The sequence below is a fragment of the Cellulosimicrobium funkei genome (assembly GCF_900155925.1).
Taxonomy (GTDB): domain Bacteria; phylum Actinomycetota; class Actinomycetes; order Actinomycetales; family Cellulomonadaceae; genus Cellulosimicrobium; species Cellulosimicrobium funkei.
Genome location: NZ_FTMI01000001.1, coordinates 556,758 through 583,057 on the forward strand (window position 1 = coordinate 556,758; position 26,300 = coordinate 583,057).

Sequence of the window (26,300 nt, forward strand, 5' to 3'; positions counted from 1 at the left end):
GTCAGCGCGACGAGCCCTCCGCGTCGGCAGGGCGTCCCGCGCCGTCGGGCCCGGGGTCGCCCGTGTCGGCGAGCTCGACGCCGCCGGTGGCGCCCGGCTCGCCGTGCGGGTCGGCGTCGTCGTGCTCGCCCATGTCCTCGCGCTCGGCCGCCTCCTGGTCGCGCGTGAGCTCGTCGACGACGAGCAGGTCCGTGCGCACCTTGCCCGTGCGGTAGCCCGCACGGCCGACCATGTGCGCCGCGACGGGCGACGTGAGGAGCTGGAACACGACGACGAGGAACAGCGTCGCGACGGCGCCCCACGAGCGCAGCCGCAGGCTCAGGCCCGCGAGCACGAGGATCAGCCCGAGCACCTGAGGCTTGGTCGCCGCGTGCATGCGCGCCAGCAGGTCGGGGAACCGCACGACGCCCACGCCCGCGGCGAACGCGAGGAACGCGCCGCACAGGAGGAAGAGCGCGGACACGACGTCGGCGATCGTGTCCCACAGGCCGGTGGTCGGGTCCATCAGCGCACCTCCCCCTCGGGAGCGCCGCCGTGGTGCTCGGCGTCGACCGCCGAGTCCCGGTCGGACTCCTCGGCCTCGCGGCGGGCGGCGTCCTCGGCGGCGATCTCCTCGGCCGTGCGGATGCGGCCCTCGTCCTCGGGCTCGACCGACGCGAACCGCGCGATCGTCACCGAGCCCACGAACCCGACGAGCGAGAGCACGACGAGGATCGGGATGGTGTCCGTGCGCCGGGAGAACGCGGCCTCGAGCGCGATCGCCCCGACCAGCGTCGTGGTGAAGACGTCGAGCGCGATCGTGCGGTCGAGCATCGACGGACCGCGCTCGGCGCGCGCGACGGCGAGGCTCGCCCCCGCGGCGAGCAGCACGGCGCTCACCACGACGATCACGAGGTAGACGGTGTCGCTCATGCCTCGGCCACCTCTCGCGCGGACGGGACGTCGTACAGGCCGGCGGCCCGCAGCTCGTCGTTCGACGCGAACGCGTGCAGCACGCGCGCCTCGAGCGCGAGCGTGTCCTCGCGGACCTTCTCCACGCCGCCCGCGGTCTCGACGTCGAGCACGTGCAGGTAGAGCATCCCGGTGAGGCGGTGCGCCTCGACGACGATCGAGCCGGGCACGAGCGACGACAGCTCGGCCGTGATGGTCAGGTAGATGTCGGACGGGTTCCGCAGCCGCACGCCCACGACGGCGCCGCGCGGCGTGTGCCGCGGGTTCAGCGCGAGGAGGCTCACCTGGAACGACGCGACGACCAGGTCGGAGACGAAGCGCCCCACGAGCACGAGGAACGGCCACGGCCGGAACTTCCCGCGCGCCGCGATCGACGGCAGCGGGAAGAAGGTGATGACGGCGAACCCGATGATGACGCCCGCGAGCACGTTGCCCACGGACAGGTCGCCCCAGAGCATGACCCAGACGATCGTCAGCCACAGGACGGTGCGCCACTGCGTGGTGACGCGGGCGAACCAGCCGGAAGCGAGCGCGCGGCGGCGGCGGTGCAGGCTCATCCGTCCGCACCTCCGCCCGTGCCCGCCGGCTCGGTGCCGACAGGTTCCGTGCCGTCGCTCTCGCCCGTCGCGACCTCGTTCGACTCGCCCTGGCCGCGGTCGGAGTCGCCGGGGAACACGGCGTCGACGTACGTGTGGCCGTCGAGCAGCGTCGCGGCGGCGCGCTCGGTGTACGAGTAGAGCGGGCCCGCGACCACGGTGAGCGCGAGGCCGAACGCGACGAGCGCCGTCGCCGGGCCGACCATGCCGCGCGGCAGGCGCGCGTCCGCGGGGATCTCGACGGGCGCCGTCTGCCAGAAGGCCTTGTTCCACGCCTTGACGATCGCGTACAGCGTGAGCAGCGACGTCACGACGGACCCCACGACGAGCGCCCACGTGAGCGGCGTGCCCTGGGCGACGCCCTCCTCGAGGAGGCCGACCTTGCCGAGGAAGCCCGACAGCGGCGGGATGCCCGCGAGGTTCATCGCCGGGATGAAGAACAGGATGGCCAGCCCGGGCGCGAGCTTGGCGAGCCCGCCGAGCCGGTCGAGCGACGTCGACCCGCCGCGGCGTTCCACGAGGCCGACGACGAGGAACAGCGTCGTCTGCACCGTGATGTGGTGCACCACGTAGAAGATCGCGGCCGCCATGCCCGGCTCGGACGCGAGCGCGATGCCGAAGATCATGTAGCCGATGTGGCTCACGAGCGTGAACGACAGCAGTCGCTTGATGTCGTTCTGCGCGACGGCGCCGAGGATGCCGACGACCATGGTCAGCAGCGCGAGCCACATGAGGACGTCGTCGACGACGCTGTCCTCGGGGAAGAGCAGCGTCTGCGTGCGGATGATCGCGTAGACGCCCACCTTGGTGAGCAGGCCCGCGAAGACCGCCGTGACGGGCGCGGGCGCCGTCGGGTAGGAGTCGGGCAGCCACGCGGACAGCGGGAAGATGGCCGCCTTGATGCCGAACGCGAGCAGCAGCAGGAGCTGGATCGCGAGCGCCGTCCCCGGGTCGATCTCCGCGTACCGCTCCGAGAGCTGGGCGAGGTTGACCGTGCCGGTCGCGGCGTAGGTCAGCGCGATCGCGACGAGGAAGACGATCGAGGAGAGCAGCGCCACGACCACGTAGATCGACCCGGCGCGGATGCGCTCGCCCGTGCCGCCGAGCGTGAGGAGCACGTAGCTCGCGGCGAGGAAGATCTCAAACCCGACGTAGAGGTTGAACAGGTCGCCCGAGAGGAACGCGTTGAACACGCCCGCCGCGAGCACCATGAACGTCGGGTGGTAGATGGCGACCGGCGCCTCCTCGTCGCCGTCCGCCACGCCCTGCGCGAGCGAGTACAGCAGAACGCACAGCATGACGAAGCTCGACACCACGAGCATGAGCGACGAGAGCCGGTCCGCGACGAGGTCGATCCCGACGGGCGCCGCCCAGCCGCCGACGTCGACGACGATCGGCCCCGAGTCGGCCGCGACCAGGAGGCCGACGGACGCCGCGAGGACGAGCGCGAGCGCGGCCACGGTGATGATGCGCTGGGCGCGCGGGTGGCGCCAGAGCGCGAGCGCGAGGCCGGCCGCGACGAGCGGCAGGACGACGGGGAGCGGGACGAGGGCCGCGGCGGTGAGGCTCATCGCAGCTCCTTCCCGTCGGTCCGTCGGTCGTCAGGTCGTGCGTCGTCCCGGGCGTCGGAGCCGACGGTGCGGCCGTCCGTCGCGTCCCCGGCGTCCTGGCCCGCCGGGCCCGACGGCGGTTCCTCGCCGTCCGTGACGCCGTCGCCGTCGCCGTCGGTCTCGTCGCGGACCTGGGCGGCCTCGTCGTCCAGGGTGGCGCCGCTCTCCTCCGTGTCCGCGTCCTCGAACGCGGGCGCGTTGCGCGCGGCGTGCCGCGCGACGCGGCGGTCCTCGAGGTCGTCCTGCACCTCGTCGTGGCCGTGGAGCTGCCACGAGCGGTAGGCCATCGCGAGCACGAACGCCGTGATGCCGAGCGTGATGACGATGGCCGTGAGGACCATCGCCTGGACGAGCGGGTCGCTCATGTCCTCCTCGGGCGTCGTGCCGATGAGCGGCGCGCCCCCGGCGCGCCCGCCGGCGACGAGGAAGAGCAGGTTGGCGCCGTTCCCCATGAGGATGAACCCGAGCAGGACGCGCGTGAGGCTCCGCTCGAGGAGCAGGTAGACGCCCGCGGCGAACAGCACGCCGATCGCGAGGACGAGGACGACGCTGGGCGTCATGTCGATGACGTTCACCGGCGGCCACCTCCGATCGAGTCGGGCTCCATGGCCTCGAACGGCCCCGTGTCCTCGCCGGGCTCGCGGCCCGCGGCGGCGCGTTCCGCGTGCCGGTCGATCTCGGCGCCGAGCGTGCGCAGGATGTCGAGGACGAGGCCCACGACGACGAGGAACACGCCGACGTCGAAGAACAGCGACGTCACGAGGTGGATCTCCCCGACGAGCGGGAGCGCGAGGTCGTAGGCCTCGCTGCCGAGCACGTTGCCGGTGAGCAGGAACGCGACGAGACCCACGCCCGCGGACAGGAACAGGCCCGTCCCGAGGAGCAGACCCGGGTGGACGGGCGCGGCCTCGCCGAGCTCGTACCGCCCGCCCGCGAGGTAGCGCACGATGAGCGCGATGCCGACGACGAGCCCCGCCGCGAACCCGCCGCCCGGCGCGTTGTGGCCGGAGAACAGCAGGAAGAGCGCGAAGACGATCATGGCGTGGAACAGCACGCGCGTGACGACCTCGAAGATCACCGAGCGCCGTTGGGGCGCGAGGGTGCGCCCGGCGCTCAGCCACACGAGCATGCGCGGCTGGTCCTTCTCCGTGACCCCGCGGCGGCGCAGCGCGGCACCCGGGTCGTCGGTGTCGCTCCAGACGCCGGAGCCGGTGGCCGTGGTCGCGGGTCGGGCCCCCGACGCGCGCAGGATCTCGCCGCTGCGCGAGCGCAGGAACACGAGCGACGCGACGCCCGTCGCGGCGGCCAGGAGGACGGAGATCTCGCCCATCGTGTCCCACGCGCGGATGTCCACGAGGGTCACGTTGACGATGTTCTTGCCGTGCCCGAACTCGTAGGCCTCGGCCGGGAAGTCCACCGAGATGGGCGTCGCGACGCGCGCGAGCGGCGCGACGAGCGCGAAGCCCATCATGACGACGGCCACCGCGAGGCCGATGCCCAGGCGGACCCACCGGCTCGCCGCGAGCGGCCGGTTCGAGAAGTACGCGGGCAGGCGCCGCAGCACGAGCACCATGACGACGAGCGTGATCGTCTCGACGAGGACCTGCGTGAGCGCGAGGTCGGGCGCGCCGTGCAGGAGGAAGAGGACGGCGTTGCCGTACCCCGCGATCCCGACGAGGATCACGGCCTTGAGCCGGCGGCGCGAGCGCGCGGCGAGCACCGAGGCGATGCAGATCGCGGCGACGGCGACGAGCTGCGCGGGACGGTCCCAGGCCCGGAGCTGCTCGGGCCACGCGGTCTGCGCGACCATGACGACGCCCGGGCCGAGCACGAGGACCACGAGGATCGCGCCGAGGTAGAACGGGAGCGAACCACGCTGCGTGACGGCCGTGATGTCGGCGGCCAGGTCGTCGAGCTTGCGCATGACCTTGCGGTACGTGACGTCGGCCTCGGGCCCCGTCCACAGCGACGCCTGGAACCGCTCGACGCGCGACCGCTGCCAGAACAGCACGACACCGACCGCGAGCACGAGGACCGTCAGGGCGAGCGCGGGCGTGAAGCCGGCCCACAGGACGAGGTGCCCGGGCTCGCCGACGGGGTACGTGTCCGCGTACGGGGCGAGGAGGTCCTCGCCGAAGTGCGGCACGAGCGCCGTCGCGAGGCCGAGGACCGCGAGCACGACGGCCGGGCCCACGAGCAGGAACGGCTGGCGGTGGATACGCGCCGGGTCGATCGGCGGCTCCTCGGCCTCGACGACCGGGCGGCGCGCGGTGCCGGTACCGGCGCCGGCGCCCCACGCCTTCTCGTGCGCGTTGGCGCGCGCGGGCGACCGGCCGAGGTGCGGCTTGGACGCGAACGCGCCCCACCAGAAGCGCAGGCCGTACGCGACCGTGAACATCGAGCCGACGACGACCGACCACAGCACGACCGTGTCGACCCAGACCGGCCCCTCGCCGTGCAGGAGCGACTCGAGCGCCGCCTCCTTCGCGACGTACCCGGCGAACGGCGGCAGCCCGATCATCGACGCGGTGGCGAGCCCGCCCGCGACCGCGGTCCACGGCAGGGCCTTGCCCACGCCCGTGAGGCGGCGCAGGTCGCGCGTGCCGGCCGCGGCGTCGACCACGCCGACGACGAGGAACAGCGAGGCCTTGAACATCGCGTGCGCGCCGATCATGGCGAGCCCGGCGAGCGCGGCCCCGCGCGTCCCGAGGCCCACGAGCAGGATGATGAGGCCGAGCTGGCTCACGGTGCCGAACGCGAGGACGAGCTTGAGGTCGTACTGCCGCAGCGCGCGGTAGCCGCCCACGAGCAGGGTGCCCGCGCCGAGCACGACGACGAGCGTGCGCCAGACCGTCGTGTCCGAGTAGGCGGGCGCGAAGCGCGCGACGAGGTAGACACCGGCCTTGACCATCGCGGCCGCGTGCAGGTAGGCGCTCACCGGCGTAGGCGCCGCCATCGCGGCGGGGAGCCAGAAGTGCAGCGGGATGAGCGCGGACTTGCTCGCCGCGCCCACGAGGAGGCAGACGATCGCGGCGGTCACGGCGCCGCCCGTCGGGGGGTCCGCGATGATCTCGGACATGCGGAACGTCCCGCCCTGGACACCGAGGATCACGACCCCCACGAGCATGGCGAGGCCGCCCGCGGTGGTGAGGATGATCGCCTGCATGGCGGCGCGACGGCTCGCCTTGCGGTCGGCGTAGTGGCCGATCAGCAGGTACGAGAAGACCGTCGTGAGCTCCCAGAACACGAACAGGAGCAGCATGTCGTCCGCGGTGACGAGCCCGACCATCGCCCCCGCGAACGCGGTGAGGACGCCGCCGAACCGCCGCAGGCCCTGCGCGGTGGGCGAGAAGTAGGCCGAGCAGTAGACGAGGACGAGGGCGCCCACGCCGCCGACGAGCAGCAGCATGAGCCACGACAGCGTGTCCATGCGGAAGGCGAGCTCGAGCCCCAGCCCGGGCACCCACTCGATGACCTGCGTCGGGTGCTCCCCCGACATCACGCGGTCGGTCCAGGCGAGCGCGTAGGCCGCCGCGGACGCCGGCGCGAGCGCCATGACGAGGAACGCCCGGCGGCCGAGGAACGAGACGAGTGCAGGCGCGCCCAGTGCCATCACGAGATGGGCAAGGAGCACGTAGAGCACGGGCCGCTCCGTCCGGGTCGGGGGCGGGTGGGCGAAGTTCTTGCTGGACTTGTCATCGCCGCGCCCGGGCGGGGGGAAGCCGCAGGGCACGACAGTTCACGGCGCCGACGAGGCCGGGCCGAGAACCATTTTACCGACTCCTCAGCCGTGCGGGGCGCCCGTAGCCCCGTCCGTGACCGATTCCTCAGTAGGCCGTCACAGATCCTCGGGGTCCACGAGGAACTCCGCCTCGTCCGCGATCTCCCCGCCGACCGCCTGGTGCAGCGTCCGCGTGACCTGCGTGACCACCTCCGCGGCGCGCTTGCGCGCGATCTGGTGGTCGAGCGACGGCTGCTCCCGCTGGGACTCCGCGAGGTCCTGCGGCTCCCAGCGCACGCGGTAGCTCACCGCCCCGCCCACCGTCCACGGCAGCCCGCGCAGCAGGAGGGGCAGCGCCTCCTCGCCGCCGACCTCGACCGCGACGAGCCCGTCCATGCCCAGGTCGACGAGGAGGCCGTACCCGTCGAGCACCGCACCGGCGGTCAGCGCCTTGATGTCGACGTCGTCCGCCGCGGCGTGCAGCGCGCGCCGCAGCTCGGGGTCCATCTTCTCGCCCGGGTAGAGCGGCAGCTCCGCGATGCCCTTCGGCGGCCCCTCGTACGGCTTGCCCTCCGTCGCGAGCCGCGTGCGGGGGTGGAGCCGGCCGACGAGCGCGAGCGCGGCGTGCGGGTCGAGCCACACGTCCGAGTACAGCGTCATGTCGACGGCGACACCCGGGTCCGGCGTGAGGACGACGCCCGCCCCCGCCGGGTTGCCGACGTCGGTCCGGACCGACCCGCCGAGGCGGCGCGCCGCCGCGACGAGGAACGCGACCACGCGCTCCTCCTCCCGGACCGGCAGGCCGCCGGGGAACGCGCGCCCGACGCCGTCCCGGTCCCCGCCGCCCGGGTAGGGGACGTCCCCGCGCTCGCGGGGGCAGACGACGTCGAACACGAGCGCGGTGCCCGGCACGCCCGAGCCGGGGCCCGCGTACGGGCCGGTGAGCGTCGTGTGGCGCGACGTGCGCAGGACCCCCGGCTCGCCCGGCCGCGCGGTGCGCGCGGGCGGCACGAGGGGCTCGGTGCCCTCCGGCGCGACGTCCCAGCGCGCGCCCGCGAACCGCGAGAGCGCGAGCGTCTCGACCTCGTCCACGTGGACGTCGGCGGGCAGCCCCAGCACGTGCCGCGCCTGGTAGGACTGCGCGGCGCCGGGCCCGGCGGGGTGCGGCAGCGGCGGGAGCGGGCTCATGCGGTGCGGTCCTCCGGTCCTCGGGTCCTGCGGGGTCGAGCGGCGTCCGACGCGGCGGGCCGCGCTCAGACGTCGGTGCGGTGGAAGTTCTGCCACGAGCGGGAGGCCGTCGGGCCGCGCTGGCCCTGGTAGCGGGAGCCGTAGACGCTGGAGCCGTACGGGTTGTCGGCGGGCGAGGACAGCCGGAAGAAGCACAGCTGGCCGATCTTCATGCCCGGCCACAGGGTGATCGGCAGCGTCGCCACGTTGCTCAGCTCGAGCGTCACGTGCCCGGAGAAGCCCGGGTCGATGAACCCCGCCGTGGAGTGCGTGAGGAGGCCCAGGCGGCCCAGGCTCGACTTGCCCTCCAGGCGCGCCGCCACGTCGTCGGGCAGCGTGACCGTCTCGAACGTCGACCCGAGCACGAACTCCCCGGGGTGGAGCACGAACGGCTCGGCCGGGTCGACCTCGACGAGCCGCGTGAGGTCGGGCTGGTCCTGCGACGGGTCGATGAAGGGGTACTTGTGGTTGTCGAACAGCCGGAAGAACCGGTCGAGGCGCACGTCGATGCTCGACGGCTGGAGCATCGCCGGGTCGTACGGCTCGAGCTGGACGCGGCCGGCGTCGAGCTCGGCCCGGATGTCGCGGTCGGAGAGCAGCACGGGCCCACGCTAGCCGACGCCGGAGCGTGCCCGGACCGGGCTCCGCACCGTGGATCGGCGCCCTGGATCGGCACCCCCGACCGGCGCCCTGGGTCAGCGCGGGCCGAGCGCCGTCGGGCGCGGGGCCGCGCCGGCTCGTCGTCGAGGCGGCGCGGCCCCCGCCCGCGGACGGGAGGTCAGGCGCGCAGCGGGCGGCCCGTCGAGTCCACGGAGTAGTAGCCCGTCTTCGAGGTCAGGTAGAGGATGCCCTCGACCAGGCCCCAGATCGCGATGACCGGCGCCGCGAACCCGAAGGACAGCACCGACACGAGCAGCATCGTCAGGCCGATGCCGGTGTACCCGAGGTAGAAGCGGTGGATGCCGAGGCTGCCGACGAGGATGCCCAGCAGGCCCGCGGCGAGGCGCGACTTCGCCTGGGGGTCGTACGCCGGGTCGTAGCCGGGCTGGCCGTACGCGCCGGGCTGACCGTAGGCGCCGGGCTGCGCGTAGCCCGGCTGCTGGCCGTATCCCTGCTGGGCGTAGCCCGGCTGCGGGGCGGAGCCGTAGCCCTGGTCGGGCGTCGGCTGTCCGTAGCCCGGAGCACCCGGCGTCCCGTACGCCTGCTGGCCGTACGCGTCACCGGCCCCGGGCTGCTGGCCGGAGCCCGGCGTCGGGCCCGACGGCGTGGCGGGGCCGCCGTAGACCGGGTCGCCGGGGGCGGGGCTCCCCTGCGACGGGTCGGGCTGCTGCTGGTACGGGTTCTCGGACAAGGCGGCTCCTCGGGCGGCGCGCCGCTCGTCGGCGCGGGACTGGTCGTGGTGCGGGCGGTTCTGGCATCACCGGCGTCGTCCGCTATGATCGGGTCGCGCGCTGGTTCGCCGAGGATCCTCCCAGAGGGCCCGGGGCGGACGCCACCGGCGCCGCGCGGGTGTAGTTCAATGGTAGAACTTCAGCTTCCCAAGCTGATAGCGCGGGTTCGATTCCCGTCACCCGCTCAGCCTGCGAGAGCCCCGCACCGGTCCGGTGCGGGGCTCTCGTCGTCGTGGGCCTCAGGCCGGACGCGCTTCGTCACGGCCACGCCGCCAGCAGATCGTCTGCCGTCCACACCCGGGACAGGCGCAGATCGCCCTCGGTGGCGACGTCACGCGCGGCGAAGAGCGTGCGAGCGTGCCACCGGACGCTCCCGACGAACACGGAACCCCCCTCAAGAAAACGATTCTTGATGGGGGTGTCGTCGCCGAGCCCGAGGTCGCGCGCCACGGCGACGGTGACGTGGCGCGCGACCCCGGGTTCGGCGGTCCGAGGCCCGGGCGTCAGCCCAGGATGCTGCCCGCGGCCTTGGCCGAGGCGGCGAGGGAGCCGGTGAGCGGCAGGTCGGGCAGGATCACGGCCTGGGCCGCGTGGTAGACGTCGGGCTTGCCGACCCACGTGACGCCGTCGGGCCGGTTGGCGGTGTCGAGCTCGTGGTGCCACGACCCGCGCTCGTGGTCGACGAGGTGCTCGTCGATCCACTCCCACCAGCCCGCGGCGGCCTCGGCGAACCGAGGGTCGCCCGTGACGCGGCCCAGCACGTCGGCGGCCGCGACGGCCTCCGCCGCGACCCAGTGGTAGCGCCGGGGCTCGACCGGCGTGCCCGACCAGTCGACCGTGTACACGAAGCCGCCGCCGTGCTCGCCGTCCCAGCCGTCCGCGACGGCCCGGTCGAAGAGGGCGACCGCCGCGTCGGTGCGGGCGCCGGGGGTCCCGGCCGCGACGTCGACCTGGAGCAGCAGGCGTGCCCACTCCAGGCCGTGGCCCGGCGTCGACCCGTAGGGCTTGAAGGGGTCGCGGGGGCGGTCCGCGTTGTAGTCCGGCAGGGGGTTCCAGCCGGCGTCGAAGTGCTCGGGGATGCGCCAGGCGTTCTCGCGCGCCCACCCCACGACGCGGTCCGCGACCGACGCCGCGCGCGCGAGCCACTCGGGGTCGCCCGTCGCGTCGTGCGCGGCGAGGAGCGCCTCGACGGAGTGCATGTTCGCGTTGACGCCGCGGTACTCGTCGAGCACGGTCCAGTCGCGCGACCACTCGTCGGCGTGCATCCGCGGTCCGGGCTCCCAGAACCGCTCGTCGAGCACGGCGAGCGCCGCGTCGAGCAGCTCGCGCGCGCCCTCGCGGCCAGCGATCGTGCCCGACGCCGCGGCGAGCACCACGAACGCGTGCGCGTAGGCGCTCTTCGTCCCGTCCACCGGGACGGCCTCGCCCGCCGCCGGGTCGTGGCCGTCGCCCGGGCGCCGCGCGGGGCCGCGCGACGAGACCCAGCCGCCGTTCTCGGCGTCGACGAGCACCGCCCGCAGCCCGTGAAGCGCGGCGTCGGCCCGCTCCCCCGCCCCCGGCACGCCGAGGAGCGACGCGAACGCGTACACGTGCGCCATGCGCGACGTGATCCACGTGTGCACCGGCTGCGACAGGTCGGGGCGCCCGTCGTCGTCGAGCCACTGCGCGGCGCCGTCCGCGCGCAGCGACGCCTCGCCGAAGCGCAGCAGGTCGGCGAGCTGCTCGCGACGCCAGCGCCGCAGGTCGGTCGCTGGCGTGGGCTGCTCGGTCGGGTGCTCGGTCATCTCTCGGTCCTTCTCGTGCTGGGTGCGTGGCGCCGCACCGGGCGCGGTGCCCGTACGGCGCGGTGCCCCGGGACGATCATCCCGGGGCACCGCCGGTGGTGCATGCCTGCCTCACCCCGGTCGGACGCGGGGCGGGGCGGGCTCAGGGGTTCAGCCGCAGGTCACGGCGGCGTAGTCGGCCTGGATCGACGCCGTCACCTCCTCGTCGCCGGTGCCGCGCGTCGCCTCGACGGTGACGGTGCCGGCCTCGACCGCCGTGGCCCGCGTCGCGAACGACTGGTAGGCGTTGGCGCCCGGCGCGACGGCCGCGACCTCCTTGGTGCCGAACGGCGTGACGAGCCGGATCGCGAGCGGCACGTCCTCGCCGTTCTCGGCGCGGACCGCGACGTACGCCTTGCCGGCGAGGCAGCGGGTGCTCACCGTGACGTCGACGGCGAGGGCCGGCTCCGCCTCGGTCACGGTCACGGGGACCTCGACCACCCGGCTGGTCCAGCCGTCGTCGACCACGACGTACGCGGTGTACGTCCCGGCCGCCGTGTAGGCGTGCGAGCCGGAGACCGACCCGTCGGCCACCGTGCCGGCCGCGACGTCGGAGCCGTCGCCCCACGTGACCGCCGCCCGGAGGTCGGCGCCCTCGCGGCCGCCCGCCACCTGGGCGAGCGCCACGTCCGAGGTCTGCCCGACGGCGAGCGTCACGCCCTCCGCGGCCGTGACCTCGAGCGCGGGGTGCTCGGCGAACGTGCCGTCGTGCGCGACCGCGACCACGTGGATGCGGCCGTCGCGCGAGAGCTCGCCCGGCTGGTCCGGGAGCGTGAGGCTCACGGGCCGCTTGCCCTCGGGGAGGGTGATCGGCGCCGTCGCGAAGAACGCGGCGGGGGTGCCGGTCTGCGGGCTGCCACCGCGGAGGCGGCTGTCCGTCACCGCGACGGGGATGTTGCCGAACACGGGGTTGCGGGCCGCGCCCGACCAGTCGCCGAAGCTCAGGTCGATCGGCTGGGTCGAGCCGTCGTCGAAGGTCAGCGTGCCGGTGGCCTGCTGGTTCTTCTCCGTGCCCGTGCCGATCACCGAGAGCTGCTCCGCGTCCGCGGGGACGTCGAGCTCGATGGTCTGCCCGTCGCCCGTGGCGTTGTCCGGCTGCCCGGCGGGGACCGCCGGGACGTCGAACGCGAGGTCCGTGCCCGGCACCGTCGCGCGCTCGCCCTGGACGAAGCCCTTCGCCGCGAGCTGCGCCCGGTCGAAGAACACGCCCTGGCCGTCGCACGAGCCGACCGTCGTCCCGGCGTCGCCGATGCAGACGTTGTCGTACGCGGCGAGCAGCGAGCCCTCGCGCAGGAGCGAGACGCTGACGTACGAGGAGGCCGAGACGGTCTCGATCCCCTCGCCCGAGACCGTGACGGTCACGGGGTAGACGCCGGGTGCGGTCCACGTGTGCGCGGCGTCCACCGCGTACCCGCCGAACGCGCCCGCCCGCAGCGTCCCGGCGACCGGCTCGGAGCCGTCGCCGAACGCGACCTGCACGTCGAGCGCCGCGACGTCGCCCTCGACCCCGGTGAGGGTCGCGAACGAGCCCGAGACCTCGCGGCCCGTGACGCCGTCACGGTCCGGCGCGGCCGAGAGGGTGAGCTCCTCGGCCCCCGACTCCTTCGGGTCGGCGAGGAGCTCGACCTCGGCGAGCGACAGCGCGCCGGAGCCCGACGTCGCGGTGACCGTGACCCGGTACCGCGCGAACGCCGTCGGCTCCGCGACCGTGAACGGCCGCGTCTGCAGGGCCCAGCGGAACTGCTCGCCGGACCGCTCGTCGAGCGTCGTCCACGTCTCGCCGTCGTCGGAACCCTCGAGGGTCCATGCGGACGGCGACGCCGTCCCGCTCGCCCCGGAGGTCAGCGTGTACGACCCGACGGTCGGGCGGATGCCGTTGCCCGCCCACGTGATCGACGGCGTCGTGGTGGCGAACGTCGTGCGCGTCCCGGACGTGTTGTCCGTGAGCGCCGCGGCGCTCGTGGTCGCGTCGCCGTCGGCGACGGTGGTGGTGCCGAGGCCCGCCGTCGTCGCGTCCTGCACCGGCGTCGGGGGCTCGTCGCCCTCGGTGAGCGACGGCGGCGCGTCGTCCTCGCCCGTGCCCCAGTCCGACGGCTCCGGACCCATGACGAAGTCCAGCGTCGTGCCGCCCGAGAGGTCCGCCTGGGAGAGTGACGTCGAGGTGCGGGCCTCGCCGTCCACCGCGAGGGACTGCACGTAGACGTTGTCGACCGAGTTGTTCTCGGCGTTGACGACGAGGTCGCCGTCCGGCAGGTGCACGGTCGCCTTGTCGAACAGCGGCGAACCGACCGCGTACTGGTCCGAGCCGACCTGGAGCGGGTAGAAGCCGAGCGAGGCGAAGATCCACCACGACGACATCTCGCCGTTGTCCTCGTCGCCCGGGTAGCCCTGGCCGATCTCGCTGCCCACGAACAGGCGGCGGGTGACCTCGCGGACCTTCTCCTGCGCCTTCGACGGCGCGCCCGCGGCGTCGTAGAGCCACGGGATGTGGTGCGACACCTGGTTGCTCATGCCCCACTGGCCCATACGGACGTCGCGCGCCTCGCGCTGCTCGTGGATGCCGCCGTTGCCGGCGCCCTTCTCCGGCGTGGAGAAGAACTCGTCGAGCTTGTCCTCGAGGCCCTGCTTGCCGCCGTAGAGGTTGGCGAGGCCCTGGCCGTCCTGCGGGGCGTGGAACGCGAAGTTCCAGCCGTTCGTCTCGGTGTACCCGCCGCCCCAGGCCTCCGGGTCGTACGTCTCGGGGTCGACGGCCCACGTGCCGTCTTCGTGCCGCGGCACGAAGAAGTCGACCTCGGGGTCGAACAGCTCGACGTAGTGCGTGGCCCGCTCGAGGAAGTACGCGGACTCCTCGCGCAGCGTCTCGCGGCGCTCCTCCGGCGTCGCCGGGTCCTCCGCGAGGGCGGCGGCCATGTTGCCGATGCCGAAGTCGTTGACCAGGCCCTCCAGGCCCCACGACACGGACTCGTGCGTGGACTCCGGCGTGAACCCGAGGAACGGCGAGGTCTGCAGGCCCTTGCGGCCCACGGCGTTGCTCGGCGGCGCGACGGTCGCGTTGCGCAGCGCGGCGTCGTACGCCTCCAGCGCCGTGCCCGTGGGGAGCGACCCCTTGAGGTACGCGTCCGCGAACGCCACGTCGGAGCTCGTGCCCGTCATGAGGTCGGCGTAGCCCGGCGAGGACCAGCGCGCGATCCAGCCGCCGTCGCGGTACTGCTGGACGAACCCGTCGACCAGCTCGGCCGCGAGCTCCGGGTAGAGGAGCGAGTACGCCGGCCAGGCCGTGCGGTACGTGTCCCAGAACCCGTTGTTCACGTAGATCTTGCCGTCGACGATCTTCGCGTTGGTCTGCGTGTCCGTCGCGGAGCCCGTGGTCGCGGAGACCGGGCTCGCGTACCTGTACACCGGCTCCTGCGCCGTGCCCGTGTTCTCGAACTGCGAGTTCGGGTACAGGTTGAGGCGGTAGAGGTTCGAGTACAGCGTGACGAGCTGGTCCTCGCTCGCGCCCTCGACCTCGATGACCCCCAGGCGGTCGTTCCACGCCTGCGCGGCGGCGGCCTTGACCTCCGTGAAGGTCTTGCCCGTCACCTCCAGGTCGAGGTTCTTGCGCGCCTGGTCGAGGCTGATGAACGACGTCGTGACGCGCAGCTCGACCGTCTTGTCGGACGACGTGTCGAACGTCGCGAAGCGCGCGTCCGCACGGTTGCCCGCCGCCGTCCCGACCGCCGTCGGACTACGGTCGAAGGTGCCGGCGACGAACATCCGCGTGCGGCCCACGGACAGGCCCGAGCCGTTCTCGACCCAGCCGGAGATCGTGCCCGTGGCCTGGTCGTACGTGAGCTTGGAGGAGCCGTCCACCTTGTCCACGAGCACATGGCCCTTGGCTCCGGGGTAGCTGAAGCGGAGCACCGCGCCGTGGTCGGTGGGCGTCGCCTCGATCGCGGACCCGTTGGTGAACGTGACCCCGTAGTAGTCGGGCCGCGCCGTCTCGTCGGCGTGGTCGAACTCGAGGCCGCGCGTCGAGAGCGTGGCGTCGGGCGTCCCCGACGCCGTCGACGGGAGGAACGTCAGCTGGTTGCGGTCGCCCATCCACGGGCTCGGCTCGTGCGAGATCCCGAAGCCCTGGAGGACGGGCTTGTTGTTGGCGTTGTTGGCCTTGTGGTACTCGTACAGCCAGCTCTGCGAGGAGGCGTTCGTGTACGGCGTCCAGAAGTTGAACCCGTTGGGCGTCGCCGTCGCGGGGATGTTGTTCCCGCGCGAGAAGCTGCCCGACGCGAGCGTGCCGCGGCGCGTGTCCACGTAGTTGGCGAGGCTCGACCCGTCGATCGTGGCCGGCTCCGCCGTGATCGCGACGTCGTCGAGCCAGCCCGCGAACTTCGTCCCGGCGTGGCCGCCGGGGTTGTCGTACCCGAGCAGCACCTGGTCCACGGTCTTGCCCGCGGCGACGTCGCCGAGGTCGACCCGCACGGAGTTCCACTGGTCCGCGTAGAGGATCTTGCCCTCGCCCTGCGCCTGCGCGGTCGCGACCGTCTCGTGCGCGTCGCGCGCGCCGAGGTCGGACAGGTAGGTCCCGTCGGTGAACAGGACGTCCACCGCCGCATACGTCGACGGGTACTGCAGGTCGTCGAGCAGCTCGGGGAAGATCGTGTAGCTCAGGCGCGTGTCCTCGCCGACGACGACGTCCACGTCGTCGTAGAGCACGTTCGTCGCGTAGGTCTCGCCGTCGGCGAGGTGCGAGCCGTCGTACCGGAGCGAGTGCAGGCCGGAGAAACCGACGCCCGCCTTGTTGGTGAAGCTGACGCGCGGCCCGGTGCCGACCTTCGTCGTCATAGGTGCCGCGGACGGGCCGGCGCTCAGGTCGGCCGAGAGGTCCCACCCGGCGAGCTGGACGATGGAGTCGCCCGAGTTCGCCGTGACGTTGAGGCGCAGGTACGTGTACGCCGCGGTGGGCGCCTCGAGCTCGAACGTGCGCGTCTGCTGGCGGTTCGGGAAGTCCTCGTCCGTCCGCCGGTCGAGCGCGGTCCACGTGGACCCGTCGTTCGACCCCTCGACCGTCCAGGTCTTCGGGTCGCGACCGGCGGCGTCGTCGCCGGAGGTCATCGTGTACGCGACGAACGAGACGGGCTCGGCGAACTCGTACCGGACCCAGCCGGTCGACGCGAACGCGAGCCACTTGGTGCCCGAGCTGCCGTCGGCGAGGTTCGCCGCGCCCTCGTTGGGCAGGTTCTGCGCGCTCGCGGTGACGCCCTTCAGCTGCCCGAGGACGCTCCCGGGCAGGCCGGCCGTGAACGAGCCGACGTTCGCCTGCCAGGGCGCGCCGTCGCGCTCGGCCACCGTGGTGGGCAGCGCCGCCGGGTCGCCGGACTCGAACGACGACGAGAAGTCGCCCGGCTCGGCGGCCGCGGCGGGAGCGGCGGCGAGGGCTCCCGCGGGGGCCGCGAGAGGCACCCCGAGCGGGACGGCGAGTGCGGCGGCGAGCACGAGGCCGAGAGGCCGGGCGCGGCCGCTGCCGGACCGCGCTACCGCGCGTCCGGACGGGAGTGGTCTGGTCATGCCGCGATCTCCTTCGATCGTCTGACAGCGCTGTCAGGCTGCAGGGGTGCCCCTGACAACGCGCAGGGGGGAAGCGTTGTCAGGGGCGACCTGAACTTATGCGTCGGCTCCGGGCTTTGTCAACGCGGTCAGGGCTCTGCCGACAGGGCGCCGACAAGAGGACCCCCTGGCGCAAAAGTCACGCTCAGTGTGACTTTCGCGCCACCCGCTCGACCGCGGAGGAGGTCGTACGCCGTCAGCACGACCGCGCTCGCACCGACACGCGCACGGGCACCGCGGCCACGCCTAGGCCGCGGGGCCGGGGACCTCCCCCGTGCCGCGGACGACGAGCCGCGTCGGCACCACGACGAGCCGCGGGGCGAGCTCCGGGTTCTCGGCGCGGGACACCGCGAGCGCCGCCGCCTGCCGGCCCATCTCGACGACGTCGTACCCCACGACCGTCACGTGCAGGAGGTCCGCGAGCTCGAAGTCGTCGAAGCCGACGAGCGCGACGTCCGCCGCCCCGCCCGACGACTCGCGGTCGCGCAGGGCGTGGAGCGCGCCGACCGTGATCTTGTTGTTCGCCGTGACGAACGCCGTCGGGGGCTCGGGCAGGGCGAGGAGGTCCGCGACGAACACGCGCGCGAGGTCGGCGTCGTGCGCGCCGTCCCGCACGTACCGGCCCGGGTCCTCGACGCCCGCGGCCCGCAGCGTCGCGACGAACTCGTCGCGACGCTCCTGGAACGTCCACAGGCGCGACACGTCGCCCACGAGCGCGATCCGGCGGTGCCCGTGCGCGAGGAGGTGCGTCACGGCGTCGCGCACTCCCCCGCGGTTGTCGATGACGACCGTGTCCGCCTCGACGCCGCGCGCGGGGCGGTCGATGAACACGACCGGCAGGCCGTCCTCGAGCTCGCGGCGCAGGCCCGAGTGGTCCGTCGACGTCGGGGTGACGACGAGCGCGCCGACGCGGCGCTCGACGAGCGCCTCGGTGAGCGACCGCTCGCGCTCCGGCTCCTCGTCCGAGCTCGTGGTGATGAGCTGGAGGCCGTGGTGGCGGAGCTCACGCTCGATGCCGCTGGCCAGCGCGGAGTAGAACGGGTTCGCGAGGTCGCCGGTGACGAAGCCGACGAGCCGCGACGAGCCGCCGCGCGCGAGGTCCGCGGCCACGGCGTTGCGCCGGAAGCCGAGCCGCTGCGCGGCCTCCTGGACCTTGGCGCGCGTCTGCGGCGCGACGTTCGGCTCGTCGTTGAGGACGCGCGAGGCCGTCTTGAGGCTCACGCCGGCGACCTCCGCGACGGAGGCGAGCGTCGGGCGCCGGCCTCCGCGTCCGCCGTGCGGACGCGCCACGGCCGCCCCCGTCGGGATGTCGGGGACCACGACCCCGACCTCGCCCGGCGGGACCGTCCCCGCGCTCTCCCCCTGCATCACCATCTCAGACCTCCCGTCGACCACGAATCAGCATGTCGACGACGATAGCGAGCAGCAGGACCGCTCCGGTCACGATGTACCGCGTGGCCGTGTCGAGGTTGAGCAGCGTGAGCCCGTTCGCGATGGACTGGAGCACGAGCACGCCGAGCAGCGCCGACCACGCGCTCCCGCGCCCGCCGAACAGGCTCGTGCCGCCGATGACCGCGGCCGCGATCGCCGTCAGGTAGGTGTCCGCCGCGCCGGTCCCCTGGTTCGCCGCCGCGAGCCGCCCCGCGGCGAGGACGCCGCCGAGCGCCGCGAACGTCGAGCACGCGACGAAGCACGAGACGACCGTGCGGCGCACCGCGACGCCCGCGAGGAGCGCGGAGCGCCGGTTGCCCCCGACGGCGCGCACGGAGCGTCCCCACCGCGTGCGGCGCAGCAGCACGTCGACCACGACCACGAGCGCCACGAAGAGCACCACGGTGTAGCCGATCCCGCGCGCCGTCCCGAGGTACGCGACCGTCGCGACGAGCACCGCCGCGAGGACCGCCGTCCGGACCGCGACGCGGGCCAGGCCCGGGCTGGGGAGCTCCGCCCGGACGCGGCGCACGTGGTCGGTCACCCGCAGCGCGGCGTACCCCGCCACGACCACGACCACGAGGCCCCACGCGACCGCGGGGGCGAGGAAGCCCTGCTGGACCGTGCGCACGAGCCACGACTCGAACGGCAGGTTGATCGAACCCTTGGGACCGAGGACGCGCAGCTGCACGCCCGCGAGGATCAGGAGGCCCGCGAGCGTGAAGACGAACGACGCGAGCCCGAGGCGCGTGGAGAGCAGCCCGTACCCGAGCCCGACGACGACCCCGACGGCCAACGCCGCGACGATCGCGATCCCGACCGGCCAGCCCAGCCCGACCGTCCCGACGGCGAGCACCGCCGCGGCGAGCCCGCTCACCGAACCGACCGACAGGTCGATCTGGCCGACGAGCAGCACGAGCACGACGCCGAGCGCGATGATCCCCGTGGGGGCGCTCTGGAGCGTGAGGTTGACGAGGTTCTCCGCGGAGAGGAACGCGGGGTTGATCGCGCCGAGCACGACCCAGATGAGCACGAGCGCGGCGACGATCGGCAGCATGCCGAGGTGCGCGCCGCGCAGCTGCTGCACGACGGACCCGGACAGCGCGCCCGTCAGGGGCCGGTCGAGCGCCGCGCCCGAGGTGCGGCCGGGGACGCTCATCGGTGCACCGCCCCGGTGCCGCCCGTGCGCCGCTCGCGCTCGGTCCCGCCCGCGCTCCCGATCGGTCCGCCCGGGCGCGCCGGGCGCACGGCGCCGGTCATCGCGGCGAGCAGGTCCTCGTAGGACGTGTCGCCCGGGAACTCGCCGTGCACGCGGCCGAGCCGCAGCACGAGGATGCGGTCGGCGACGGCCTGGAGGTCGCCCGCCTGGTGGCTGATGAGGACGACGGCGTGCCCGCGCTCGCGCAGCTTCTCGATGAGGTTGAGCACCTCGGCCGTCTGCCGGACGCCGAGCGCCGCCGTCGGCTCGTCGAGGACGAGCACGCGCGGCGACCCCAGGAGGGCGCGTGCGACCGCCACAACCTGCCGCTGGCCGCCCGAGAGCGTGCGCACCGGCTGCCGCACGGACGGGACGGTCGCGGCGAGCTGGTCGAGCAGGCCCCACGCCTCGCGCTCCATCGCGATCTCGTCGAGGAACGGCCCGTGGAGGACCTCCTGCCCGAGGAACACGTTCTCGACGACGTCGAGGTCGTCGACGAGCGCGAGCTGCTGGAACACCGCCGCGATCCCGTGCTGGCGCGCGGCCGCCGGCGAGTCGAGCACGACGGGCGCGCCGTCGAGCAGCACCTCGCCCGCGTCGGGGCGGAACGCGCCCGCGACGACGCCCGCGAGCGTCGACTTGCCGGCGCCGTTGTCGCCCACGACGGCGAGGACCTCGTGCTCGCGCACCTCGACGTCGACGTCGACAAGCGCCCGGACGCCGCCGAAGCTCTTGGAGACCCCGCGCAGGGTCAGGACGGGGGCGCTCACGGTGCCGCCTCCAGGAGACCCGCGTCGACGCACGCGTCGACGTACGACGGGGTGCAGATCTCGTCGACCGTGTAGACGCCGCCGTCGACGATGACGCGCCGGACGTCGTCGACGCCGACCGCGCGCGGCGCGAGCAGGAGGCTCGGGACGCCGTCGATCACCACGGTCGCGCGCGGGTCCTCGCCGCGCAGCACCCGCACGGCGAGCTCGGCGGCCGTGCGCGCCTGCTCCGTCGTGGCCTTGTAGACGGTCATGTACTGGTCGCCCGAGACGACGCGCTGGACGGCCGCGAGCTCGCCGTCCTGGCCCGTGGTGGGCGGCACCGGGTCGAGGCCGGCGGCCTTCATCGCGGCGATGGCGCCGCCCGCGATGCCGTCGCTCGCCGCGAAGACGCCGTCGACGCGACCCGGGTACTGCGTGAGCTGCCCCTCGACCCACTCGGTCGCCTTGTCGGGGCTCCAGTCGGGCGTGTCGTACTCGGCGAGCACGTCGATGTCCTCTCCCTCGAGCGCGCGGTGTGCGCCGGCGGTGAGCTCCGCGGCGTTCGGGTCGGTCGGCGAGCCCTGGACGAGCAGGACGCCCGGCCGCCGGCCCTGCGCCGGCGGGTCCTGCTCCGCACGGTCGAGGACCGCGCCGACGAGCGCCTCCCCCATGAGGTACCCGATGAGCTCGTTGTCGAACGAGACGTAGTAGTCCGCGCCGTCGACGAAGCGATCGTAGGCGATGACGGGCACGCCGAGTCGCTGGGCCTCGGCGACGACGCTCACCGCGGCGACGGCGTCGACCGCGTCGAGCACGAGGACGTCCGCGCCGCGCGCGAGCATCGACTCGGCCTGCTGCTGCTGGTTCGCGGCGTCCTGGGCGGCGTTCGCGTACAGCACCTCGCACGACGGGCAGCGCCGCTCGACCACCCCGACGAAGGTCGGGCGGTCGGTCGTCTCGTAGCGTGCGGTCTTGGCCTCGGGCAGCAGGAGCCCGATGGTCCCCTCCGACGGCCCGGCCGGCTCCTCCGGCGGCGCACAGCCCACGAGCGCGAGCAGCGCGACGACGACGGCCGCCACACCCGTCGTCACTGCACCCCGCGCGCGACGGCGGGCATTCCCCGGGCGAGCCCCGTCCCCGCTCATGCGCTCACCCCCAGGGAGCCGCTGACGCGCGCGAGGTCGAGCGCGACGGCGAGCGCACCGCGCACCTCGGCGGCCGACCCGAGCTCGGACGCGACGACGCGCACCGGGCCGGCCGTGCTGGGGACCGTGCGCTGCTCGAGCGCGGTGCGGAGCGGGCCGAGCAGCGACTCGCCCGCCTCGGCGAGCTGCCCGCCGACGACGACGATCTCCGGGTCGACGAGGTTGCACAGGTTCGCGGCCGCGACGCCGAGGTGCTGACCGGCGTCGAACAGGACGCGGCGGCAGCCCGGGTCCCCCTCCTGGGCCCGCGCGATGACGTCGCGCAACGTGAGGTGGCCGCGGCTCTCGGAGAGCATGGACAGCAGCACGCCCGCGCCGACGTACATCTCGAGGCAGCCGCGGTTGCCGCACCGGCACACCGGGCCGTTCTCGTCGATCGTCACGTGCCCGATCTCTCCCGCGACGCCCGCGCGGCCGTGCACGACGCGCCCGCCCAGGACGAGCCCGCCGCCCACGCCGTGGGACACGCGCAGGTAGGCGACGGCGTCGTGCCCGACGGCCGCCCCGAACCGGGTCTCGGCGAGGGCGCCGAGGTTGGCGTCGTTGTCCACCGTCACGGGCGCGCCGAGCTCGGCCTCGAGCAGCTCGGGGACGACGACGCCGTCCCAGCCGCGCATCATGCCGACGGTCGCGATGCGCCCGGCGCGCACGTCCACGGGCGCGGGCACCCCGACCCCGACGGCGAGCAGCTCGTCGGGGGACGCGTCGACCGACGCGACCATCTCCCCCACGAGGAGCGCGGCGCGCTGGAGGCCGGTGTCGGCGCGGTGGTCCGGGGCGAGCGGCATGCGCTGGTCGGCGAGCACGCGCATGGACGCGTCCGCGAGCGCGACGCGCATCGAGCGCGTGCCGAAGTGCACCCCCGCGACGAGCCCGAGGTTGCGCGCGAGGGTCACCTGGAGGGCGCGCCGTCCGCTGCGCGTGGACGGCGAGGTGTGCAGGACGCCCGCGCCGGTGAGCTCCTTGACGATGTTGGAGACGGTCGCCGGGGACAGCCCGGTGACGCCGGCCAGCTCGATCTGCGTGAGGGAGCCACGCTGCTGGACGGCGCTCACGATCCGGGCTCGGTTGGCCTCACGCAGTGAAGTCTGCGAGCCCGGTGTCACCCGGTCAGCGCGCACGTCGGCCAGGATACCGCCGGGACGCGCGCGCCCAGGTGGGCGCGTCGCGGTGCCGGTCGGGGGCAGGGCTCGACAGGAATTGGACAGCGCTGTCAGAATGATGCTGGCCGCGCGGCGCTCGGCCTTGAATCCATGCCTTGACGCGAACATCACGATTCGGCGTCGCTTGCGTTCATTTCTTGACATCAAGCGTCGGCCGCCGTTGTATGGGCCTCGGGTTCGAGGGCGCACCGATGCGCCCGGCCGGTGCGACGTGGTCGTCCGCCGGTCCCCCACGACCGAAGAAGGCGTAGGGATATCACGATGCGAATCGATCGCAGGACGAGCGCGACGGTGGCGACGGCCGCCCTCGTGGGTCTCGCACTCGCCGCGTGCAGCGGCGGTGGTTCCGGTGACGGGGGCACCGGTGACGGGGGCGCTTCGGGGGGCGGCGACGAGGTCGAGGTCTTCACCTGGTGGGCCGCCGGCTCCGAGAAGGCGGGTCTCGACGCGCTGGTCGGCGTGTTCGAGGAGCAGCACCCCGACGTGGAGTTCATCAACGGCGCGGTCGCCGGCGGCGCCGGCTCGGCCGCCAAGGACCTCCTCCAGTCCCGCCTCCAGGCCCAGGACCCGCCGGACACGTTCCAGGCGCACGCCGGTGCCGAGCTCCAGGACTACATCGACGCCGCGCAGATCGAGGACGTCTCCTCGCTCTACGACGAGTTCGGCCTCACCGACGTCTTCCCGGCCGACCTCGTGGACCGCCTCAAGTCCGACGACGGCGCGATCTACTCGATCCCGTCGAACATCCACCGCGCGAACGTGGTCTGGGCGAACCCGACGGTCCTCGAGGCCAACGGCGTCGACCCGGCCGCGACCTACGCGGACCTCGACGCCTGGATGGCGGACCTCGACAAGCTCAAGGCCGCGGGCGTCACGCCGCTGTCGGTCGCGACGACCTGGACCCAGGTCAACCTCCTCGAGACCGTGCTCCTCGCGGACCTCGGGGCCGAGGGCTACAACGGCCTGTGGGACGGCTCGACGGACTGGGAGGGTGCCGATGTCACGGCCGCCCTCGAGGACTTCGAGAAGCTCATGAGCTACACCAACACCGACCGTGACGGGCTCGACTGGCCCGAGGCGACCCAGATGGTGATCGACGGCAACGCCGCGTTCAACGTCATGGGCGACTGGGCCGTCGCGGCGTTCGAGGAGCAGGGCAAGACGCTCGGCACCGACTTCACCGCGTTCCCTGTCCCGGGCACCGACGGCGTGTTCGACTTCCTCGCCGACTCGTTCACCCTCCCGGTGGGCGCCCCGCACCCCGACGGCGCCAAGGCGTGGCTCGAGACCGTGGGCTCGCTCGAGGGCCAGGTCGCGTTCAACAAGGCCAAGGGCTCCATCCCGGCCCGCACCGACGCCGACCCCGCCGAGTTCTCGGAGTACCAGCAGACGGCGATCGAGTCGTTCGGCAACGACACGATCGTCTCCTCGCTCGCGCACGGCGCCGCCGCCCCGGTCGCGACGCTCAACGCGATCTCCGACGCGACGAGCAAGTTCACGTCGGGCGGGTCCGACCTCGCGACCTACCAGTCCGAGCTCGCCGCCGCCACCGCGCAGGGCTGACACCGCTCCGCCGGAGCCGCCGCGCGTCGTCGGGCACGTCCCGACGGCGCGCGGCGGACCAGCGCGACCGGAACACGTCCCCGGGACGCCGGCGCTCCCCGCGCCGCGGCCCACGCCCCCACGACCGGGAAGACCCACCATGCTCAAGTCACTGCGACGCGCCGGCCCAGCGCTGCTGCTGCTCGCGCCCTCGCTGATCCTCGTCGGCGTGTTCGTCTACGGCCTGATCGGCGCGAACTTCCAGACGTCGATCACGGACAACCACACCGCGGCACAGGCCACGGGCCAGAAGCCGTCGGTCGTCGTGTGGTTCGAGAACTACACGGCCCTCCTCGGCAGCGAAGCGTTCCAGCACTCGCTGAAGAACCTCGTGCTCTACACGGTGGTCTTCCTCGCCGGCACGATGCTCATGGGCTTCCTGTGGGCGTGGATGCTCGACAAGCCCGTCAAGGGTGAGGGGATCTTCCGTTCCGTCTACCTGTTCCCCATGGCCGTGTCGTTCGTCGCGTCCGGTGTCGTGTGGCGCTGGCTGCTCAACTCGAACCAGGGCGAGCAGGCGAGCGGCCTCAACCGGCTGTTCCAGATCGTCGGGCTCGACTTCCTGCAGAACAACTGGTGGAACAACGTCACGTGGGGCATCACGGCCATCGCGATCCCCGCGATCTGGCAGCTCTCCGGCTACGTCATGGCGCTGTTCCTCGCCGGGTTCCGCGGCATCCCCGACGAGCTGCGCGAGGCCGCCCGCATGGACGGCGCGAGCGAGTGGAAGCTCTACCGCCACGTGCTGTTCCCACAGCTCTCGCCCATCGCGCTCTCGGCGCTCATCATCATCGGCCACATGTCGCTCAAGGCGTTCGACCTCATCATGTCGATCTCGAAGCCCGCGAACTACCAGACCAAGGTTCCGGCCGTCGACATGTACGTCTTCAAGTCGAGCTTCGACTACGCCAACGCGGCAGCCGTCGGCTCGATCCTGCTGATCATCGTGGCCGTCGTCATCGTGCCCTACCTGATCCGCACCAACCGTCAGGAGAAGCGATGACGACCACCTCGACGCCGGCCGTCCCCGCCCCCGACGTCGTCGGCACGCCGCGCCGGCCCGCGCGCCGCACGCCGCGCGAACGCTTCTCGGTCGGCCGCACGCTCAAGTACGCGGCGCTCGTGCTGTTCCTCGTCATCGTCCTCATCCCCGTCTACGTGCTCTTCGTGACGAGCTTCAAGGGCGCGGGCGACGCGTCGCCGGCGCGCGCGTGGTCGCTCCCGCAGACGTGGACGACGGAGAACTGGCAGACGGCGTGGACCGCGCTGTCCCCCGCCATCTGGCGCACGGTGCAGATGGTCGTGCCGTCCGCGATCATCGCGGCCTTCCTCGGGTCGCTCAACGGGTTCGTGCTCTCCCGCTGGTCGTTCAAGGGCGCGAACATCGTCTTCACGCTCATCCTCTTCGGGATGTTCATCCCGTACCAGGCCGTGATGATCCCGCTCAACCAGCTCGTGCTGGGCCTGGGCATCCCGAGCGGCGTGCCGTCGCTGATCCTGCTGCACGTCATCTACGGCATCCCCATCACGACGCTCATCTTCCGCAACTACTACATGACCGTGCCGCACGAGCTCGTCGAGGCAGCGCGCGTCGACGGCGCCGGGATGCTGCGCACCTACTGGTCGATCATCCTGCCGATCTCGATCCCGAGCTTCGTGGTCGTGCTCATCTGGCAGTTCACGTCCGCGTGGAACGACTTCCTCTTCGCGGTGTTCTTCTCCTCCAGCCAGAACGGCCCCGTGACGCTCGCGCTGAACAACCTGGCGAACGGCGCGCTGCTGCAGAACTACGGCGTCTCGATGGCCGGCGCGCTCTTCGCGTCGCTCCCGACGCTGCTCGTGTACATCGTCCTCGGCAAGTACTTCGTCGGGGGTTTGATGTCCGGTTCGGTCAAGGGCTGACCCGACCGGCCGCCCACCGCGGTCCCGAGGCCCGTCGGGGAGCATGGCCACCGCCACGCTCCCCGACGGGCCTCGACGCGTTCCCCACCGCCCGCGGCTTCACCCGCGGCAGTTTCGCCGAACCTCTGGACTCTGCCAGACA

General features: G+C 73.4%; 20 protein-coding genes and 1 tRNA gene. 4 read left to right on the forward strand and 17 right to left on the reverse strand.

What is annotated here, in order from left to right:
- Window position 1: 1 nt before the first annotated feature.
- The 9 genes from mnhG to BXA05_RS02450 form a co-directional block, all read right to left on the reverse strand.
- Window positions 2-505, reverse strand: coding sequence for a monovalent cation/H(+) antiporter subunit G (gene mnhG / locus BXA05_RS02410; protein ID WP_083711281.1), 504 nt, complete (start codon window positions 503-505; stop codon window positions 2-4).
- Window positions 505-912, reverse strand: a complete 408-nt coding sequence (locus BXA05_RS02415) for an MrpF/PhaF family protein (RefSeq protein ID WP_076403690.1) — start codon at window positions 910-912, stop codon at window positions 505-507. The genes mnhG and BXA05_RS02415 overlap by 1 nt, the downstream gene beginning before the upstream one ends.
- Window positions 909-1,508: a Na+/H+ antiporter subunit E gene (locus BXA05_RS02420; RefSeq protein ID WP_076403692.1), complete on the reverse strand. Its 600-nt coding sequence runs from the start codon at window positions 1,506-1,508 to the stop codon at window positions 909-911. The genes BXA05_RS02415 and BXA05_RS02420 overlap by 4 nt, the downstream gene beginning before the upstream one ends.
- Entirely contained in the window at window positions 1,505-3,118 is a 1,614-nt protein-coding gene (locus tag BXA05_RS02425; protein ID WP_076403694.1) for a Na+/H+ antiporter subunit D, read from the reverse strand. Before BXA05_RS02425 ends, BXA05_RS02420 begins: the two co-directional genes overlap by 4 nt.
- Window positions 3,115-3,717 carry a Na(+)/H(+) antiporter subunit C gene (locus tag BXA05_RS02430; protein WP_083711424.1) on the reverse strand — a complete coding sequence of 201 codons (603 nt, stop codon included), beginning with the start codon at window positions 3,715-3,717 and terminating at the stop codon, window positions 3,115-3,117. Before BXA05_RS02430 ends, BXA05_RS02425 begins: the two co-directional genes overlap by 4 nt.
- An 11-nt stretch (window positions 3,718-3,728) precedes the next feature.
- Window positions 3,729-6,800 (reverse strand): Na+/H+ antiporter subunit A, encoded by a 3,072-nt coding sequence (locus BXA05_RS02435; RefSeq protein ID WP_076403696.1) that lies wholly within the window; start codon window positions 6,798-6,800, stop codon window positions 3,729-3,731.
- 195 nt (window positions 6,801-6,995) lie between these two features.
- Window positions 6,996-8,066, reverse strand: coding sequence for a hypothetical protein (locus tag BXA05_RS02440; RefSeq protein WP_043653002.1), 1,071 nt, complete (start codon window positions 8,064-8,066; stop codon window positions 6,996-6,998).
- A gap of 65 nt (window positions 8,067-8,131) precedes the next feature.
- A complete protein-coding gene (gene dcd, locus BXA05_RS02445) occupies window positions 8,132-8,707 on the reverse strand; it encodes a dCTP deaminase (protein WP_034652708.1) in 576 nt (191 codons plus the stop codon).
- Between the two features lie 176 nt (window positions 8,708-8,883).
- Window positions 8,884-9,456 (reverse strand): TM2 domain-containing protein, encoded by a 573-nt coding sequence (locus tag BXA05_RS02450; RefSeq protein WP_061267174.1) that lies wholly within the window; start codon window positions 9,454-9,456, stop codon window positions 8,884-8,886.
- A gap of 154 nt (window positions 9,457-9,610) precedes the next feature.
- Here BXA05_RS02450 and BXA05_RS02455 point away from each other — a divergent pair.
- A tRNA-Gly gene (locus tag BXA05_RS02455) sits at window positions 9,611-9,681 on the forward strand.
- A gap of 73 nt (window positions 9,682-9,754) precedes the next feature.
- Here BXA05_RS02455 and BXA05_RS02460 read toward each other — a convergent pair.
- The 8 genes from BXA05_RS02460 to BXA05_RS02495 form a co-directional block, all read right to left on the reverse strand.
- Entirely contained in the window at window positions 9,755-9,946 is a 192-nt protein-coding gene (locus BXA05_RS02460; protein ID WP_043652996.1) for a hypothetical protein, read from the reverse strand.
- A gap of 53 nt (window positions 9,947-9,999) precedes the next feature.
- Window positions 10,000-11,280, reverse strand: coding sequence for an AGE family epimerase/isomerase (locus BXA05_RS02465; RefSeq protein ID WP_076403698.1), 1,281 nt, complete (start codon window positions 11,278-11,280; stop codon window positions 10,000-10,002).
- A gap of 150 nt (window positions 11,281-11,430) precedes the next feature.
- The gene (locus BXA05_RS02470) at window positions 11,431-16,866 is read right to left on the reverse strand and encodes a GH92 family glycosyl hydrolase (protein WP_083711282.1); all 5,436 of its coding nucleotides are present in this window, start codon (window positions 16,864-16,866) and stop codon (window positions 11,431-11,433) included.
- 285 nt (window positions 16,867-17,151) lie between these two features.
- Window positions 17,152-18,279 (reverse strand): LacI family DNA-binding transcriptional regulator, encoded by a 1,128-nt coding sequence (locus BXA05_RS02475; protein WP_206158449.1) that lies wholly within the window; start codon window positions 18,277-18,279, stop codon window positions 17,152-17,154.
- Window position 18,280: 1 nt separating this feature from the next.
- The gene (locus tag BXA05_RS02480; protein WP_076403700.1) at window positions 18,281-19,495 is read right to left on the reverse strand and encodes a sugar ABC transporter permease; all 1,215 of its coding nucleotides are present in this window, start codon (window positions 19,493-19,495) and stop codon (window positions 18,281-18,283) included.
- The gene (locus BXA05_RS02485; protein ID WP_083711284.1) at window positions 19,492-20,304 is read right to left on the reverse strand and encodes an ATP-binding cassette domain-containing protein; all 813 of its coding nucleotides are present in this window, start codon (window positions 20,302-20,304) and stop codon (window positions 19,492-19,494) included. The genes BXA05_RS02480 and BXA05_RS02485 overlap by 4 nt, the downstream gene beginning before the upstream one ends.
- Window positions 20,301-21,377 (reverse strand): substrate-binding domain-containing protein, encoded by a 1,077-nt coding sequence (locus BXA05_RS02490; RefSeq protein WP_076403702.1) that lies wholly within the window; start codon window positions 21,375-21,377, stop codon window positions 20,301-20,303. The genes BXA05_RS02485 and BXA05_RS02490 overlap by 4 nt, the downstream gene beginning before the upstream one ends.
- 50 nt (window positions 21,378-21,427) lie before the next feature.
- Entirely contained in the window at window positions 21,428-22,546 is a 1,119-nt protein-coding gene (locus BXA05_RS02495) for an ROK family transcriptional regulator (protein ID WP_244550363.1), read from the reverse strand.
- Between the two features lie 369 nt (window positions 22,547-22,915).
- On the opposite strand from BXA05_RS02495, the gene BXA05_RS02500 reads away from it, so the two are divergent.
- From BXA05_RS02500 to BXA05_RS02510, 3 genes are all read left to right on the forward strand, one after another.
- Window positions 22,916-24,217, forward strand: coding sequence for an ABC transporter substrate-binding protein (locus BXA05_RS02500; RefSeq protein ID WP_076403706.1), 1,302 nt, complete (start codon window positions 22,916-22,918; stop codon window positions 24,215-24,217).
- A gap of 139 nt (window positions 24,218-24,356) precedes the next feature.
- Window positions 24,357-25,259 (forward strand): carbohydrate ABC transporter permease, encoded by a 903-nt coding sequence (locus BXA05_RS02505; protein WP_061267180.1) that lies wholly within the window; start codon window positions 24,357-24,359, stop codon window positions 25,257-25,259.
- Entirely contained in the window at window positions 25,256-26,158 is a 903-nt protein-coding gene (locus BXA05_RS02510) for a carbohydrate ABC transporter permease (RefSeq protein WP_074805223.1), read from the forward strand. The genes BXA05_RS02505 and BXA05_RS02510 overlap by 4 nt, the downstream gene beginning before the upstream one ends.
- The last annotated feature ends 142 nt before the right edge of the window (window positions 26,159-26,300 follow it).

What these genes read in the sequence shown, in the direction of transcription:
- BXA05_RS02480 (WP_076403700.1), bottom strand. Translation starts at nt 19,495, where the DNA reads ATGAGCGTCCCCGGCCGCACCTCGGGCGCGGCGCTCGACCGGCCCCTG.
- BXA05_RS02430 (WP_083711424.1), bottom strand. Translation starts at nt 3,717, where the DNA reads ATGACGCCCAGCGTCGTCCTCGTCCTCGCGATCGGCGTGCTGTTCGCC.
- BXA05_RS02510 (WP_074805223.1), top strand. Translation starts at nt 25,256, where the DNA reads ATGACGACCACCTCGACGCCGGCCGTCCCCGCCCCCGACGTCGTCGGC.
- BXA05_RS02415 (WP_076403690.1), bottom strand. Translation starts at nt 912, where the DNA reads ATGAGCGACACCGTCTACCTCGTGATCGTCGTGGTGAGCGCCGTGCTG.
- BXA05_RS02505 (WP_061267180.1), top strand. Translation starts at nt 24,357, where the DNA reads ATGCTCAAGTCACTGCGACGCGCCGGCCCAGCGCTGCTGCTGCTCGCG.
- BXA05_RS02465 (WP_076403698.1), bottom strand. Translation starts at nt 11,280, where the DNA reads ATGACCGAGCACCCGACCGAGCAGCCCACGCCAGCGACCGACCTGCGG.
- BXA05_RS02420 (WP_076403692.1), bottom strand. Translation starts at nt 1,508, where the DNA reads ATGAGCCTGCACCGCCGCCGCCGCGCGCTCGCTTCCGGCTGGTTCGCC.
- BXA05_RS02440 (WP_043653002.1), bottom strand. Translation starts at nt 8,066, where the DNA reads ATGAGCCCGCTCCCGCCGCTGCCGCACCCCGCCGGGCCCGGCGCCGCG.
- BXA05_RS02475 (WP_206158449.1), bottom strand. Translation starts at nt 18,279, where the DNA reads ATGGTGATGCAGGGGGAGAGCGCGGGGACGGTCCCGCCGGGCGAGGTC.
- BXA05_RS02425 (WP_076403694.1), bottom strand. Translation starts at nt 3,118, where the DNA reads ATGAGCCTCACCGCCGCGGCCCTCGTCCCGCTCCCCGTCGTCCTGCCG.
- BXA05_RS02500 (WP_076403706.1), top strand. Translation starts at nt 22,916, where the DNA reads ATGCGAATCGATCGCAGGACGAGCGCGACGGTGGCGACGGCCGCCCTC.
- mnhG (WP_083711281.1), bottom strand. Translation starts at nt 505, where the DNA reads ATGGACCCGACCACCGGCCTGTGGGACACGATCGCCGACGTCGTGTCC.
- BXA05_RS02470 (WP_083711282.1), bottom strand. Translation starts at nt 16,866, where the DNA reads ATGACCAGACCACTCCCGTCCGGACGCGCGGTAGCGCGGTCCGGCAGC.